This window comes from Undibacterium umbellatum (assembly GCF_014284125.1).
GTDB classification, from domain to species: domain Bacteria; phylum Pseudomonadota; class Gammaproteobacteria; order Burkholderiales; family Burkholderiaceae_D; genus Undibacterium; species Undibacterium umbellatum.
In genome coordinates this window covers 88,028-101,945 of record NZ_JACOFX010000011.1, presented here as the reverse complement: position 1 = coordinate 101,945, position 13,918 = coordinate 88,028, and the positions used below count along the sequence as shown (strand labels likewise).

At 52.7% G+C, this 13,918-nt stretch carries 17 protein-coding genes; 8 read left to right on the top strand and 9 right to left on the bottom strand.

Translation table 11 applies throughout. The features are described 5' to 3' along the window. The first annotated feature begins 52 nt into the window (after window positions 1–52). A complete protein-coding gene (locus tag H8L47_RS19050) occupies window positions 53–1,801 on the top strand; it encodes a PglL family O-oligosaccharyltransferase (RefSeq protein ID WP_186955186.1) in 1,749 nt (582 codons plus the stop codon). A 58-nt stretch (window positions 1,802–1,859) separates the two neighbouring features. Here the strand turns inward: H8L47_RS19050 and H8L47_RS19045 are convergent, their stop codons facing one another. The 4 genes from H8L47_RS19045 to moaC form a co-directional block, all read right to left on the bottom strand. After that, window positions 1,860–2,150 (bottom strand): hypothetical protein, encoded by a 291-nt coding sequence (locus H8L47_RS19045; protein WP_186955185.1) that lies wholly within the window; start codon window positions 2,148–2,150, stop codon window positions 1,860–1,862. A 127-nt stretch (window positions 2,151–2,277) separates the two neighbouring features. Then, on the bottom strand, window positions 2,278–2,520 hold the full coding sequence (locus H8L47_RS19040; protein ID WP_186955184.1) for a hypothetical protein: 243 nt from the start codon (window positions 2,518–2,520) through the stop codon (window positions 2,278–2,280). Between the two features lie 32 nt (window positions 2,521–2,552). Beyond that, complete coding sequence (locus H8L47_RS19035) at window positions 2,553–3,137, bottom strand: endonuclease V (RefSeq protein ID WP_186955183.1); 585 nt, start codon at window positions 3,135–3,137, stop codon at window positions 2,553–2,555. Next, the gene (gene moaC / locus H8L47_RS19030; RefSeq protein ID WP_186955182.1) at window positions 3,137–3,640 is read right to left on the bottom strand and encodes a cyclic pyranopterin monophosphate synthase MoaC; all 504 of its coding nucleotides are present in this window, start codon (window positions 3,638–3,640) and stop codon (window positions 3,137–3,139) included. Before moaC ends, H8L47_RS19035 begins: the two co-directional genes overlap by 1 nt. A gap of 114 nt (window positions 3,641–3,754) precedes the next feature. Here moaC and H8L47_RS19025 point away from each other — a divergent pair, with 114 nt between their 5' ends. Continuing rightward, window positions 3,755–5,353, top strand: a complete 1,599-nt coding sequence (locus tag H8L47_RS19025; RefSeq protein WP_329605470.1) for a M48 family metalloprotease — start codon at window positions 3,755–3,757, stop codon at window positions 5,351–5,353. Here the strand turns inward: H8L47_RS19025 and H8L47_RS19020 are convergent. After that, window positions 5,350–5,967 carry a hypothetical protein gene (locus H8L47_RS19020; protein ID WP_186955181.1) on the bottom strand — a complete coding sequence of 206 codons (618 nt, stop codon included), beginning with the start codon at window positions 5,965–5,967 and terminating at the stop codon, window positions 5,350–5,352. The genes H8L47_RS19025 and H8L47_RS19020 overlap by 4 nt on opposite strands. A 326-nt stretch (window positions 5,968–6,293) precedes the next feature. Here H8L47_RS19020 and H8L47_RS19015 point away from each other — a divergent pair, with 326 nt between their 5' ends. The 4 genes from H8L47_RS19015 to H8L47_RS19000 all read left to right on the top strand — a co-directional run bounded on the left by H8L47_RS19015 (window position 6,294) and on the right by H8L47_RS19000 (window position 9,720). Continuing rightward, complete coding sequence (locus H8L47_RS19015) at window positions 6,294–6,713, top strand: hypothetical protein (RefSeq protein ID WP_186955180.1); 420 nt, start codon at window positions 6,294–6,296, stop codon at window positions 6,711–6,713. A gap of 12 nt (window positions 6,714–6,725) precedes the next feature. Then, window positions 6,726–7,916 carry a hypothetical protein gene (locus H8L47_RS19010; RefSeq protein ID WP_186955179.1) on the top strand — a complete coding sequence of 397 codons (1,191 nt, stop codon included), beginning with the start codon at window positions 6,726–6,728 and terminating at the stop codon, window positions 7,914–7,916. Further along, complete coding sequence (locus tag H8L47_RS19005) at window positions 7,888–8,985, top strand: hypothetical protein (RefSeq protein WP_186955178.1); 1,098 nt, start codon at window positions 7,888–7,890, stop codon at window positions 8,983–8,985. The genes H8L47_RS19010 and H8L47_RS19005 overlap by 29 nt, the downstream gene beginning before the upstream one ends. A gap of 222 nt (window positions 8,986–9,207) precedes the next feature. Further along, window positions 9,208–9,720: a hypothetical protein gene (locus tag H8L47_RS19000; protein WP_222616600.1), complete on the top strand. Its 513-nt coding sequence runs from the start codon at window positions 9,208–9,210 to the stop codon at window positions 9,718–9,720. 86 nt (window positions 9,721–9,806) lie between these two features. Here H8L47_RS19000 and H8L47_RS18995 read toward each other — a convergent pair whose 3' ends face one another. From H8L47_RS18995 to H8L47_RS18980, 4 genes are read right to left on the bottom strand one after another with little or no spacing between them, the layout of a single operon-like run. Next, the gene (locus H8L47_RS18995; protein ID WP_186955177.1) at window positions 9,807–10,415 is read right to left on the bottom strand and encodes a DUF2946 family protein; all 609 of its coding nucleotides are present in this window, start codon (window positions 10,413–10,415) and stop codon (window positions 9,807–9,809) included. Next, window positions 10,415–11,371 (bottom strand): YheT family hydrolase, encoded by a 957-nt coding sequence (locus H8L47_RS18990; protein ID WP_186955176.1) that lies wholly within the window; start codon window positions 11,369–11,371, stop codon window positions 10,415–10,417. Before H8L47_RS18990 ends, H8L47_RS18995 begins: the two co-directional genes overlap by 1 nt. 10 nt (window positions 11,372–11,381) lie before the next feature. Continuing rightward, a complete protein-coding gene (locus H8L47_RS18985; RefSeq protein WP_186955175.1) occupies window positions 11,382–11,813 on the bottom strand; it encodes a YybH family protein in 432 nt (143 codons plus the stop codon). A 34-nt stretch (window positions 11,814–11,847) separates the two neighbouring features. After that, window positions 11,848–12,051, bottom strand: a complete 204-nt coding sequence (locus H8L47_RS18980; RefSeq protein WP_186955174.1) for a zinc-finger domain-containing protein — start codon at window positions 12,049–12,051, stop codon at window positions 11,848–11,850. Window positions 12,052–12,288: 237 nt separating this feature from the next. On the opposite strand from H8L47_RS18980, the gene H8L47_RS18975 reads away from it, so the two are divergent. Beyond that, window positions 12,289–13,026: an AzlC family ABC transporter permease gene (locus H8L47_RS18975; protein WP_186955173.1), complete on the top strand. Its 738-nt coding sequence runs from the start codon at window positions 12,289–12,291 to the stop codon at window positions 13,024–13,026. Further along, window positions 13,023–13,346 carry an AzlD domain-containing protein gene (locus H8L47_RS18970; RefSeq protein ID WP_162059979.1) on the top strand — a complete coding sequence of 108 codons (324 nt, stop codon included), beginning with the start codon at window positions 13,023–13,025 and terminating at the stop codon, window positions 13,344–13,346. Before H8L47_RS18975 ends, H8L47_RS18970 begins: the two co-directional genes overlap by 4 nt. The last annotated feature ends 572 nt before the right edge of the window (window positions 13,347–13,918 follow it).

The following is a 13,918-nucleotide window of genomic DNA, read 5'->3' as shown; positions in this document are numbered from 1 at the left end:
CAGGTCGGCATTCAATGCGCAGACCTGGCCGTTGCTCTGAAATGTATCCCGAATGGCATCCCACAAGGAAGGCAAGCTGGCCCTGATTATTTTTGCAGTAGCGATTTTCTTCAGCTATACGCATCCTTATCATATCCATCCACACAGAACTTTTTACCATGACCTGATTGCCTGCCTGGGCCTGATCAGCAGCATGGTGTACTTTGTCGTCAGCCGTCCCGCCCCCTTGCCTGGCCATTCAGCAGCATTACATTTGCGCTTGCCATTCTTGCTGGCCTTGCCCCTGGGTATAGTGCTGGTGATACTTCTGCAAATCTTGCTGGGCATGATCTCACCTGCCACGCTGGCAGGCATCCCTGTCATGTACCTGCTCTTGTTTGCCGTGGCCCTGATATTTGGTGCCAGCCTGGCCCTCGATACCGCAAGAATCGAGCGGGCGGTGTCGGCCATCGCCCTGGCCCATGTGCTGGCCGCCGCCGTGTCGCTGGTGTTCCAGCATGTACAGATCATGGGCCTGGATGCCACACCTGTGGTCATGTATATGGCCAAATCCCCACATGCCGCCTTGCGCCCCTTTGCCAACGTCGCGCAACCAAATCAACTGGCCCTGTTGTACTTCTTTGCACTAGCGGGCCTCTGGTATTTTTATCGTGCAGGCAAACTCCCGCCAGTGGTTTGCAGCATCATCGCAGCCCTGTTGTTGTGGGGTACGGTACTCACACAATCACGCATAGGCTGGATACTGGTCCCCCTGTTTTTTGCCTATACCTTGGGCACGCTGGGCCAACAGGGCAAGCGCAAACACACGGCCATTGCCGTGCTCGCCGCATTGATGCTGCTCTACCTGGCACTGATTTTGCTGTTGCCACAAATCAGCCAGGCAATAGGCTTCGATGCCGTTTCTGTGACTGAACATGTGGGTGGCCGGTCCGAGCGCACAGGGCTGTGGCAAGCTGCCTGGCAGTTGGCCGCGCAGCATCCCTGGCTGGGGACAGGCTGGTTTGGCTATGGCGTTGGCCAGGTCAGCGTCGCCAGTCTTTTTGCCTCCAGCACTTATGCCGAACATGCGCACAACCTGCCACTCAATCTGGCAACAGAGCTGGGCTGGCCCGCCGCCATCATCATCATGACTGGCTTGTGCTGGTGGTTTTATCAGACCTGCCTCAAGCCAGCCAAGAGCCTGGCCCTGCAATTTTGCAGCCTGTGCTTCTTCGCCGTTGGCGTGCACAGCATGGTCGAATTCCCGCTCTGGTATGCCTTTGTTCTCCTTCCTGTCGGCGTCATGATGGGCCTGGTCCATCAAATGCGCTGGCCAGATGCGGGCACCATCGTCAAGCCCGGCGTGGTGCTGGCTGCCTATGTCTGCGCCTTTCTTGTGATGGCTGGCATCATCCTCGATTACCAGCGCGTAGTAGGTGGCTTCAAAGCCTTGCGCGTTGTACAGCAAGGCATGCGGACCGATGAGAATTTCTTGCGCAAGCCAGATTTCACCCTGTTTCCACAATTTTTTGAATACTTCAAACTGACCCGCATCAAGCCACGCGAAGGCATGTCAGCCGAAGAAATCGCCTACGTAGAAAGCTGGAGCCCCCGCTTTGGTTTTGTCCACATCCTCAACCTGCAAGCCGAGGTGTATGTGCTCAATGGACAACCCAAAAAAGCCGCCCACACCCTGCTCACCCTGCAACGCCTGCACCCCATACCCTATCCGGAATACTACGATTACTGGAAAGCCAAGGGCGGTGAAGATCCGCGTTATCAGGCGGTGTTTGAGACGATGCCAGCGCGGGATGCGCCTTAATGCAGAGTGGGAGCAGTAACTACTTACCCTGGCTCCCGGCACAACTGATCAACTTGTTTCAGCAAATTCGCTTTTCGCACTTCCAGCATTGACCACTGCCTTCCGGATAAAACAAGGAGCCACATTCGGGGCAGGGCATTGCCTTGACTCCCGGATTATAGGGTTCCCAGCCCTGGCGCAGATGATAGATGGCCATGGCCTCTTCCCAGGTGTCTGCCTCAATGCGCCAAAACAATTTTTCGCAATCAGGCTCCAGTGTCCCATCGTTAAATCGCGGCGGGTCTTCGCCCTTCATAAAGGTGCTGGGGAATTGTGCATCTTTGAGACCCCAACTGGTAAATATTGGCATGCTTAACGCTTTTTAAAAATGAGATCACTTGATCTTGCTTGCAATTGAACCAGCTCAATCGTTTTTTTCTACAACAACAGCGGATTCGGTGATGTGGACTTCTTGATGCAACTATTCAGCAGTTCGATTATCTTTTTCGAAAGAAAGCGAGTTGCAGGCTTGAAATGTCAGGAGCAAAAACAATTTCCCCTACAACCAACAAAGACTTTTGCCACCAGCTTAATTCATTCCAATGTATCCAGGAAAATACGGCTATGCAAAGCCAGGCTGCAAGATATGCAAGATAAATGACGAACAGAGTTCTTTTTGAGTTTTGCATTTTTTGATTTTCAGTCGGAAGAAGCAATTCCTCAAAATCCTTACTGGTCATGGAGATCGATTTGCTGTGCGTCTGCACTTGTTTTAGCTTGTGTCAACAAGCTTGTCCCCCGCCTCACGACAAAGCTGATCCACCAGTTTTAACATAGTCGGTATGCGAAATTTGCCATGCATGGCGGCGATGCTGGCCTGGGCTGTTGCCTGGTCCACGCCTATGCTGGTGATGTACAAAGGTTTGATGCTACCGCCGCGGGAGATGCCAAAAGACGCATCTATGGCTGAAAACGAAGACTTGGCGACACCGATGATGGCGACCTTGCCGCCCAGTGCCTGGTAAAGATGCCAACCCAGCCCCGGCTGGCTGTTGCCATCCAGGTAGACATAGCCGTCGATGATGATGCAGTCTGGCTGCACATCATGTTCTGCCAGCAACCGTAATACGCAGGGCAGTTCGCGCTTGTAGAATTCGCCCGGCACATACCCGGCCACTGTGGGGATGTGGCTGATGCAGGTTTTAGAGGGCTTGTCATCGCCCCAGTCATGGAACACCACACCGGCTGCATAGGCATCGTTGTTGCAGCCATTGGTGGCATTGCCAAATCCGTCGTCAGGTGCGCCGTTGTCGGCATAAGCCACATCAATGGCCAGCAAAGTAATTTGTTTGGTCATCACTTGTCGATATCCGCCACCCAGTCGCCCGATTTACCGCCGTGTTTCTCCAGCACCCGTATATCGGTCATGACCATGCCCCGGTCAACGGCCTTGCACATATCATAAATTGTCAGCAAGCCAACCTGGACTGCGGTCAGGGCTTCCATTTCTACGCCGGTCTTGCCGACGGTTTCTACCTGGGCTTCGCAAGTAACGGTGTTGTTACTTGCATCAATGCTAAAATCAACGCTAACGCGGGTCAGGGCCAACGGGTGGCAGAGCGGGATCAGGTCGCTGGTACGCTTGGCAGCCATGATGGCGGCAATGCGGGCTATGCCGATGACATCGCCTTTTTTTGCATTGCCTTGCTGGATAATGGCCAGCGTGGCAGCCTGCATGCGGATATGGCCGCGGGCGAGGGCGATGCGGTGGCTATTGTTTTTATTGCCAACATCCACCATATGGGCTTGGCCAGTGGCATCAAAATGGGTCAGTTCTGGCTTGCTAGTTTCTGTGCTCATTGTTGTGTCAAGATAAGAATGTCGAAATGAAGACTTAGGTAAAATTGTTTGCGCGATGCACGTTCTTGCAGCAAAAGCTGTTTTACCTAAGTCCTGAAGAAAAGGAAGCTCTTAGTGTTCACCTTCGTGTCCAAATTCGTGCCTGAATTATTGTCCAAGCATCATAGCATTGAGAAACCGTCGCGGCGCGCTTTTCGCCTGCCGGTACTCCGTCTGGCAGTGTTGCTGGCAGTCAGTCTGGGGAGTGCTCATCTGTCACCCGGACTAGTCCAGGCGCAAAACCTGCCCACTCTGGGTGATACTTCGCGGGAAGATTTGTCGCCCCTGGCTGAACGCAAGCTGGGCGAGCAAATCATGAGTTTCGTCAGGCGTGACCCTGATTTCATGAACGACGCCCCCGTCAGCGAATACCTGAACCGCCTTGGCAACAAGATGCTGGAAAGCCGCCAGGATGCGCGCGGCGAAACCAGCTACAATTTTGAATTCTTCGCCGTGCGCGATCCGGTGCTGAATGCCTTTGCTTTTCCAGGTGGATTTATCGGTTTTCATTCTGGCCTGATACTGGCTGCACAAACAGAGTCCGAGCTGGCCTCGGTCATGGGGCATGAAATTGGCCATGTGTCCCAGCGGCACATTGCCCGCATGCTGACCAGCCAGAAAAATGACGCCCTTATCCCCCTGGCAGCCTTGGCATTGGCCGTGCTGGCCGCCCGTTCCAGCCCCGATGCAGCCATGGCCATTGCAACTGGTGGCCAGGGGCTGGCGATACAAAAACAATTGAACTTTGGCCGCGATGCCGAACGCGAGGCTGACCGTGTCGGCTTCCAGATCTTGCGTGAATCCGGCTTTGACACTTCTGGCATGGTGAGTTTTTTTGGCCGCCTGCAAAATGCTTCGCGCAACTATAACGACAACCTGCCACCATATTTACGCAGCCACCCACTGACCAGCGAAAGGATCGCCGATATTCAGTCGCGCCTGATAGACGAGCGTTATCGCCAGCATGCCGACAGCCTTGAATTTTTACTCACCAAGGCCAGGGTCAGGGTTTTGCAGGACAGCACTATCCAGGGCTTGATGGATGCCAGCACGTTTTTTGATAACCAGCTCAAATCCGGCAAGCTGGAAGACCAGATCACCGCCCGCTATGGCCTGGCCTTCGTCGCCTATAAACGACTGGAATTTGCCAGCGCGCGCAAACAGCTCGAACAATCGCGCAAAATGCTGGAGCAATCTACGGTCTATAAGGGCATGCTCAGTTACAGCAATATGTATGTTGACCTGTCCATCGACATCCTGATCGGCGACAAACAAACAGCAGCCGCCGTCAAAGAGGCAGAAAAAGGCATGCGTGACTTGCCCCTGTCGCGCGGCGTTGCCCTGCAATATGCAGAAGCACTGCTGGCTGACAGCAAGGAAGAAAAAGCCGCCGTCTTTTTACGCGACCAGATCGTCCTGTACCGGCAGGAATCCCAACTGTTTCACCTGCTGGCCAAGGTCTACGCCGCCCAGGGCAAGCAGGCCGCCCAGCACGTCGCCCTGGCCGAAGCCTACGGCATAGAAGGCAACCTCGCCGCCGCCCTGCAACAACTCGACATCGCTCGCCGCGAAAAAGATGCCCTGTATTATGAATTGTCCGTCATCGACGCCCGCGAGCGTGAGTGGAAAGAGAAGCATAAGGAGCAACTCGCAGATGAGAAGAAACGGCGTTAGTTAGATTGTTCTGCATGAATGGAATTCAATTGAAGAAGATCATATTCAGTATTGATCCTTAATCCAAGAGCAAGAGCTTTCTCCTTTGACCAACCACGCGAAAAATGTGGCACTGATATTATCTTGGCAGTTGTAGCTGTGCTTTGGATGTGACTCTCAGCGTCCCTGCCATGTGTAACGATGATGAGCGGCTTTATTTTCTTAACAAGAAAGTCAAAATTGGTGGCAATTCGCAGTTCTGTTTTTAGGTCCGCTGCTTGTTCCGTGGCACGTGCATAAATGTTTGTTTCCAGGCATTGAAGCGTTGATGCACCTTCTAACACCCATTCGATAACCCGACGTGAATTGCTGACAGTATTACGGCGTTTTTTTCCTGGCCTTAATGGACTTAGCTGGCGTTCTTTTTTGTATTCTTCAAACCACTTACTTTTATCGAAACCTTCTTGGGTGGTCCAAAAATTCCAAAAATCTGTCGACATAGATGAGGCTGGATTGAATCCAACAATAAACACCTTACATTCCAGAGGCGAACCATTGCACACGAATGGGCGAAGGCCTGTTGGTTTTTCAATGAGGTTTTTTAACTCGATTTCAAATTTTTCAAGGGTTGTCATAAGGTTGATTTTAACTTCGATTGGCGAGCTGATTCTGTCATGATAAAAAAATGTAATCTCAAAAGCTGGTTAAGTTAACTATTTTTTTGTCTGATAATCGAGATGAATCAATCCTTTCTGAATGTATAATTGGCTTGAAAAGAAATGCAAAATCGCAACTGCTAATCAAACCAAAAGATATTTAACCATGTGAAATTCAAAGTGAAAAATTTAACTGTCTAACTTGGCAGTTTCCTCAGTTGAATTGCTACAAGCGGCCTTGCGTGAAAATAACACGCTTGTTGCTTGTTCAGCTTTTTATTTGCTGATTTTCATTTTTCATTCATATGTCGTCAGCTCATCCTGTCAAAGCCAAGATAGCACTTAGACCATTTAAGGCGCCAGTCACCAAAACCATATTAATCAGCCTGTTGCGTCAGCCGGGCGACATCATTGCCTTGCTAGGTGATGAAATCGATCACGTCTTGCAACCAAGCTTGCACCAAATGAGCTTGGCTGAACTTGATACCAGGCTGTTTCCCAAGGCTGCCGACCTGGTGGCTGACTGGCATAGCCTGCAAAAGGCCACAGATCTTGCCAGTGTCTGGCCAGCATTCTGGCGCATGTTCTGGATGACCTTGCCTGATCCTGACTATGTCTTGATGCCAGCCATGCCACAAGTAGTGGCAATCAAAAAGCCAGTCGCTACGGCTGCCCATCCACGCGCATTTCGCGGCACCAAATACCAACCGCCCAAGCCTGCATAGCCTGTCTTAGACTTGTGCACCTGGCTGGCAGACCCGCGTTTGCTCGATGCCTTTTTTGCCCAGCATGATTTTGCCGCTTTGCCTGCACTGGATGCGCAAGGACAGATTATTGTGCTGGCCGCAGATGAGTTACCGCCGACCAGTGCCTCACTGTTTTTCCGTCACTGGCAAGCACCAGTGCAAGCCTTGCCAGTTTTATCGGATGGCTTTCGTCGCTACTTCTTGTGGCAGTTGCGCGCCAGCAGTGCGCATCAGCAATTGGCCTGGCTACAGATATGGCACAGGCATCTGAGCATGTATGCAGAAGCCGCATACCGGGCAGAAAACCTGGGCTTGCTGGCACGCTTGTGCGCCTTGAATCCATCGCAATGCCATGCTGCCGAACTGGCGCAACTATTGCCCGCCACCCGCGAGAATATCTTCCTGCGCGTGTTGATACGTGAAGCGCAGGGGCAATTGTCTGCACAGCAGATGAGCGCCGGGCAGCTCATGCGCTTGCATGGATTGTCAGAATATGAGGCGCGCTTTGAGCATTACCTTGGCAGTGTCTTGCGCAATCTGGGCAGGCAGGTGAGTGTGGAATATACTCTGGATGGTTGTCTTTTATTTGAGACCAGTGGCGTGGCTGATCTGCGCGATTGCTACTTGGACATCGGTCAGGACTGTAAGGAAGAACTGGTCGATATCATCACGCTAGTTTGTGATTGCGCAGGGATACGCATGCAAACGTCACTCTGGCGCAATTGTGGTGAATTACCTGGCCTCACCCAACTCTTGCGTGAAACTTGTTGGTCAGCATTGACTGCGCAGACTGCCGACAATTTGATCAATGTTATTTTTCAATTCAGGTGGTTGGATGATGATGCCGATAGGCTCGCCAAATGGCGGGCTTATCTAAGAATTTATCCAAACTTTCATGCCATGCTCATTCAACTTGAAGGGGGAAGCCAAGAAAAATTCTCCTTGCTTTGGTATAAGCTCATTGATAGCCTGGATGATGCTGCTGGCATGTGTGCTACGGTGATTGATGCCTTGCCTGTGATGCACATGCTTAGCCAGGCACCTTATGCAAACGAGATCGACTATGGCTATGCTTTGCCGAATTTGATCAGCTATCTACCAGCACATCTGCGTCGTGCATTACCTAGTTTGGGTGGGCACTTTTGGCGTACATTTGAGCGCGCCTGCCGTCGTGAAAAATGATACCCGCCTGCTTGCCTTTGGTATTGTCGGAATGGCAGAACTCAGCCCGGATCTTTTGTGGCAAGGTTTGCAGAGTGCTGCGCTACGCCTGTTTCACACTCTACGGCTGTTAGGCAGCATGGAATATGAGCGCAGGCTGCAATTCATGCGTGAGCAAATGCAAACGGATTGGTTTGTTTGTGATTGGGCGACTTTGGATGCGCAAGCAGCAAGCCATAAAATGCTGACACTGAGTAAATTGAGTCAACTCGATAGTCCTTTGCCACGTCGCCTGCGCCTGTATTTTAAAGGTGAGATAACACTGACAGAGATGCAGGTGCAGAGACATTGCCAAATGACCTTGAGACGTTTTCCTGCACTGCGTTTGCGTGCATTGGAGCAGGCGATTTGGCAAGACATGGATAAATCATTTCAACTGCGTGAGAACTCTGTATCGGTTCGCCATGCTCTGCGTTTGGCAGCGAGCTTAGATAGTCGACCCGCCAGCAATCGCAAGGGTTTGCGCCGGTTTTTACAGAACGCGAAAGCGGGGTTGCCGTTGAGCTATCTGGATCACACACTCAATCTTGACTGGTACGCAGCACATCCACGTCTCAAAAAAACGCAATGGCAGGTGGGCTTGCGAAAAACAACGACGATTGATGGTGCGACTGTACAACTGGCATTTGAGCAAGACCCGTTTGAAATTCTCAAACTGGGGACGTATGCCGGATCTTGTTTATCCGTGGGTGGTTTTTGTGATTATTCTGCAGTTGCCTGCCTGCTCGACGCCAATAAGCAAGTGGTCTATGCCCGCAATGAAAAGGGTAGGGTGATCGCAAGGCAGTTGCTGGCCATTGATGAAAAAGACAGGCTGCTTTGTTGTGCCGTGTACCCTCATCAGTGTTCGCCAGCTATACATGCTGCATTCAAATCCTATGATTTGGAAATAGCTGGCTTGCTAGGACTGGAATTTTATCAAGAGCAGGCAGATTCCAGCTATGACGTCGCCACCATCCTGGCACAGGACTGGTGGGACGATGGCCCCTGGCTGGAAGAGGCATCTCCTGCGGATGGGCCACAAGCGTAGATTTAGGATTTGCGCGAATCTGCACCTGCTGCGCTATAGTTCATCTCTTGGGCGTCGCGTAGTTTAAGTACTTTCTTCGTCGCTACCCCGTGTGGGTACAATTTTGTGTAAGTCCTGATGACATGAGAATACAAACATGACAGAAAAAAAGTCAAAGAACTCCCGGAAATTTTTATTGCGGTTGATGTCGAGGCAGATGGCCCGATACCAGGGCCGTATAGCATGATCTCTTTGGGCATGGCCGTAGCCGGGCATCCTGAGTTGAGCTTTTATACCGAGATCAAACCCATATCGGAAGAGTTTGATCCGGCTGCCCTGGCTGTGTCAGGCTTGGACAGAGATCATTTAATCCGCAATGCACCAGATGCCACGCAAGCCATGCGCGCAGCCTATGACTGGGTGAATTCCTTGCGCAAAATAGGCAGACCGGTATTTTTGGCTGCGCCTGCGGTGTGGGATGGCATGTTCGTACACTGGTATTTCATGAGATATGTTGGCACCAGCCCGTTTGGTGCTACCGGTTCTGGCGTGGATTTGCGTAGTTACTGGATGGGCCTGACTGGTTGCGAATGGGTAGAAAGCCGCAAGGGCAAGATCAAGTATGCACTCAATCTCGAAGGTTTGCCGCATACTCATCACGCAGGTGAAGATGCAATGGAACTGGCGCAAGTGTTTACGGCAGTATTGAAACATCGCGCAGAGTCGCATTCTGCCGGCTTGCCGCAAACTGAATAATCTCGTCTGCAATGCCTGTTCATTTCTTTAAACTGCTGCTTGGCAGTTGTGTGTTGATTTGTATGTGAATGCTATTAATACGGCCTTCAATCACTGGCTCTGGGCTTTGCCACAAACCCGAATTCCCGCATCAGTTGCCCCTCTTCACAGCGCTGCACGTTCAGGCGCAAGCCTGGCGTGCCTGGTGGATTCAATTGCAATTCGCCGGGCATCGCGCCATCTTCCAGCCACTGTAATATGGCTTCATCGCTGACGGCTTTTTGGTCCAGCGTCAGCCAGGGCAGGCAGTGTGCCAGGTCGCGGTCGTCGAGTTGGGCCAGGGTGGTGCCGCTGCTGAGTTGCAGCCTGCCTTGCGGGTCGAGGAAGGCCAGCTCAGGGGTGAAAGCCTGTTCACCATGTTGCAGGGCAAAGTTACCGTCTGCGGTCGTATTCGCGATATAGGGTGTGGCTTCAAGATCGACATAGACCCGTTGTGGGCCGTTCTGGAAATACCAGCAGCCTTCTTCATTGCACAGGTAATTGCGGCTGATGAAGGCCAGCAGGGTAGGGTGGCGGATGATGTCGCCAGGCAGGTTCAGTGTCTGGCTGCGCTCGTCGCGCATGCGCCAGTTGCCACGCGCATCCAGCGCCAGCCAGCCAAAGCAATGCGGTACATTGGGCCACTTGGCCATGGCTGCCTTGACGATCTCATCCATTAGCTATTCGCCTCAAAAAAATGCAGGATCTTTTGTGGTAACCAGTTCAAATGACCGGGGGCCTTGCCAGCTGCAAAGCCAACATGGCCACCATGGTCGGGGTATTCCAGCGTCACGCATTTGGCCGCATGGGTGGGCAAATGCTGGCCAGGCAGGAAAGGGTCATTTTTGGCATTCAGCACCAGGGTGGGTACGGTAATGTCTCCCAGTATATGCTTGGCGCTGGCCCTGTGCCAGTAGTCATCTGTATCCAGATAGCCGTGCAGGGGCGCGGTGACGACATTGTCGAACTCGTACAAGTCTTTGGCTTCCAGCATGGCCGTCTTATTGAACAGGCCGGGAAATTGCTCGAGCTTCTTCAGACACTTGGGTTTCAGTGTCTTCAAGAACATGCGGGTGTAGATCATATTGAAACCGCTGGACAGTGAAGCACCGCCCTGTGCCAGATCAAGCGGCGCAGAAACGGCGCAGGCAGCATTGACGATCTCGGCATGATGTTGCGATTCCCCTAGCCAGCGCAGCAGGGCATTGCCGCCGAGTGAAACACCTGCCGCATAAAACTTGCCACCATCATGACGGTGGTGGAATTGCTGGTACAGGCGCTCTATGATCCAGCCTATCTCTTGCGCATCACCAGAATGATAAAAACGTGGTGCCTGATTCAGCTCGCCAGAGCAACCACGAAAATGCGGTATAGCGCCCGACCAGCCACGTTCACGCAAGGCAGCCATCATGGCGCGCGCATAATGGCTGTCGCTGGAACCTTCGAGGCCGTGAAAGAGCACGACAAAGGGTTTGCCTGCTTCACCGTCGAGAAAATCAATGTCGATGAAATCATTATCCGGCGTGGTCCAGCGTTCGCGCCGAAGTGGCGTCAGCGGCTTGTTGATGAACACAGCAGGGTAGATCGTTTGCAGGTGGCCACCGGGTAACCAGCGAGGTGAGAGGTATTTCATTGACGCTTCATTAATGCAGAATGCTGGCCTTGAACATGTCCAGCGGTGCTTTGCCAGACGCTACTGATGCATGGTGCATGGTGATGCGCCAGCCATGCGGGGTTTTGACATACACATTGGTGGCGATGATATGCACATCCTGGCTGCTCTCGCCTGGGCGCTGGAATTCTTCCACAATGCTGTGTACGGCAGTGAGCATATTGTGGGTCGCATGCAATTGCAAGGGGCGGATTTGCACGCTGCCACGCTCGAAAATACCTTCCCATGAGCTGCGGATGGCAGCATGGCCTATCAGCCTGCCTGCACCGGGGTGGATGCAGACGATCTCTTCATCCTCTGCCCACAGGGCCATCATGCCATCGAGATCGGCACGGCTGAGTGCATCATAAAAGGCCGCTTCGACGTCGTCGGCACTGCCATTCAACTGTTTTTTAGCGGCCATGATTGGGGGCAGGTGATTGGTGGGATTAGGGGAATTAGTGGGCTTTGAGCACAACGCCAGGTGCCAGCTTGTATTGCGTGCCGCAATAAGAGCAAGTAGCCGTGCCGCCATGCGACAAGTCGAGATAAACACGCGGGTGGGATGACCACAGTGGCATGGCCGGGTTAGGGCAGTGCGCAGGCAAATCGCTGGCTTGTAGTTCGACGACGTTATTGGTGGTGCTGGCTGTGGTGGACATAGGGACTCCGTAATTAAAAGTGGTGCAGGAAGCTTGCGCGCCATGTGGGCAGCGCAGGAAGAATTCCAATTAGACTTTGCTACCGCGATTTTAACGGATTCTGACTCTTCAGAGTGAGAATGCATACTTCCAGCAGGGAAAATGTGATTTATCAATCTGCTCACAAATCAGCCCTCACAGGCAAGCTTCCTGTTTCCACGTTACAATGATGCACTTTCCCGCTCTATCTACACTCTCATGTCATTTGAATCAGACAAGGCTGCGATCAAGGAAGGTTTGAGAGTAGGAGCACCCACATGGTTTGGCATAGGTGCCTGGGGAATGGTGGTTGGCGTTGCCATGATCAAGGCTGGCCTGACGCTGCCACAAGCACTCGGTATGACCCTGCTGGTCTTTGCTGGTTCTGCCCAACTCGCTTCACTCCCGCTGATTGCCGCACACGCCCCAGTGTGGGTGATTTTTGCCACGGCACTGGTGGTGAATCTGCGATTCTTGATCTTTTCTGCCATCCTCGCCCCCCATTTTGCGCACCTGCACTGGCGTACCCGCGCCTGGCTGGGATTTATGACGGGCGACATTTCTGTCAGCCTGTTCATACAGCGTTATCCCAAATTCATTGAGGAAAGAGGCAAGCTGGCCTACCTCAAATCCCTGGTCTTCCCGAATTGGGGCGCCTGGCAAACCGGCTCTATCATCGGCATTTTGCTGGGTAGCCAGGTGCCAAGCAGCTGGGGGCTGGGCTTTGCCGGCACGCTGGCCATTCTGTGCATTATGCTGCCCCTGATCATCAACCGCGCTGCCTTTGCCGGTGTCGTCGTGGCAGGCATCGTCGCCCTGCTGGCGGTGAATCTGCCCTACAAACTGGGCCTGTTGCTGGCGGTTTTGCTCGGCATGGGCACGGCCATGATGCTGGAAGAATATCTGGACGGTAAAAAAGAAAGCGCCACTGACAAGAACAATGAGGAGCAAGCATGAGTGACTGGGAAATCTGGCTCGTCATCGGCCTGCTGACACTCGCTACCTTCATCGCGCGCAGCGGCTTCTGGCTGGTGGGGCATCACATCAACCTGCCTAAGCGGGTGCAGGAAGCCTTGCGCTATGCCCCTGCCTGTGCTTTGGCCGCGATTATCGTGCCGGACTTGTTGCTGACCAATGGCCAGGTCGAAGTGGGTTTGCAAAACCCGCGTCTGCTGGCGGGCTTGCTGGCGACGGCGTTCTTTTTGGTGCGCAAGAATATGTTGCAGACGATATTTTTTGGGATGGCGGTGTTTACTTATATTCGGCTGGGGTTGTGATCTGGGAGGAAGGCTATAGCCTTGCTGTGCCCAAGGCCTTGCACGAATGTTCTATATCGAAGCCCTGTTTGATAATAAATTATTCTCCTTAGCTAAGTCATTCCAGTGTGCTTTTGGCTGGAATCCAGTGGCGTTCGTTGGAAACTATTGCGTGGGTTAATTTCTGATTCATCGTGCATGAACATTCGGATTTTCAAATGCCTGCACACGTAATTTGAGATTGCAGGCCGGTGGTAGACCGGCGGCTACTCACTTTTCTTGTCTCGCCAAGAAAAGTAAGCCAAAGAAGGCGACCCAGGCGTAGCCGCCCCCTAAAGGGGGTTCCCGTTTGAGCAGTACAAAAAATGGGAAGGTCCGAAACTCGCCTGCGGCTCAAACAGCGGCCCTTCTTTTTCCATCTTCTGTACTGCACAAACGGCGGCTACACATGGGGACTGCGAAAGTCAACCCCAACCCCAACCCCAACCCCAACCCCAACCCCAACCCCAACCCCAACCCCAACCCCAACCCCAACCCCAACCCCAACCCCAACCCCAACCCCAACCCCAACCCCAACCCCAACCCCAACCCCG

Bases quoted from the DNA above. Each gene is read 5' to 3' on its own strand.
- H8L47_RS18970 (WP_162059979.1), top strand. From the start codon at position 13,023: ATGAGTGACTGGGAAATCTGGCTCGTCATCGGCCTGCTGACACTCGCT.
- H8L47_RS18995 (WP_186955177.1), bottom strand. From the start codon at position 10,415: ATGGATGAGATCGTCAAGGCAGCCATGGCCAAGTGGCCCAATGTACCG.
- H8L47_RS19035 (WP_186955183.1), bottom strand. From the start codon at position 3,137: ATGACCAAACAAATTACTTTGCTGGCCATTGATGTGGCTTATGCCGAC.
- H8L47_RS18985 (WP_186955175.1), bottom strand. From the start codon at position 11,813: ATGGCCGCTAAAAAACAGTTGAATGGCAGTGCCGACGACGTCGAAGCG.
- moaC (WP_186955182.1), bottom strand. From the start codon at position 3,640: ATGAGCACAGAAACTAGCAAGCCAGAACTGACCCATTTTGATGCCACT.
- H8L47_RS19020 (WP_186955181.1), bottom strand. From the start codon at position 5,967: ATGACAACCCTTGAAAAATTTGAAATCGAGTTAAAAAACCTCATTGAA.
- H8L47_RS19040 (WP_186955184.1), bottom strand. From the start codon at position 2,520: ATGACCAGTAAGGATTTTGAGGAATTGCTTCTTCCGACTGAAAATCAA.
- H8L47_RS19000 (WP_222616600.1), top strand. From the start codon at position 9,208: ATGATCTCTTTGGGCATGGCCGTAGCCGGGCATCCTGAGTTGAGCTTT.
- H8L47_RS19045 (WP_186955185.1), bottom strand. From the start codon at position 2,150: ATGCCAATATTTACCAGTTGGGGTCTCAAAGATGCACAATTCCCCAGC.
- H8L47_RS19050 (WP_186955186.1), top strand. From the start codon at position 53: ATGGCATCCCACAAGGAAGGCAAGCTGGCCCTGATTATTTTTGCAGTA.
- H8L47_RS18980 (WP_186955174.1), bottom strand. From the start codon at position 12,051: ATGTCCACCACAGCCAGCACCACCAATAACGTCGTCGAACTACAAGCC.
- H8L47_RS19015 (WP_186955180.1), top strand. From the start codon at position 6,294: ATGTCGTCAGCTCATCCTGTCAAAGCCAAGATAGCACTTAGACCATTT.
- H8L47_RS18990 (WP_186955176.1), bottom strand. From the start codon at position 11,371: ATGAAATACCTCTCACCTCGCTGGTTACCCGGTGGCCACCTGCAAACG.
- H8L47_RS18975 (WP_186955173.1), top strand. From the start codon at position 12,289: ATGTCATTTGAATCAGACAAGGCTGCGATCAAGGAAGGTTTGAGAGTA.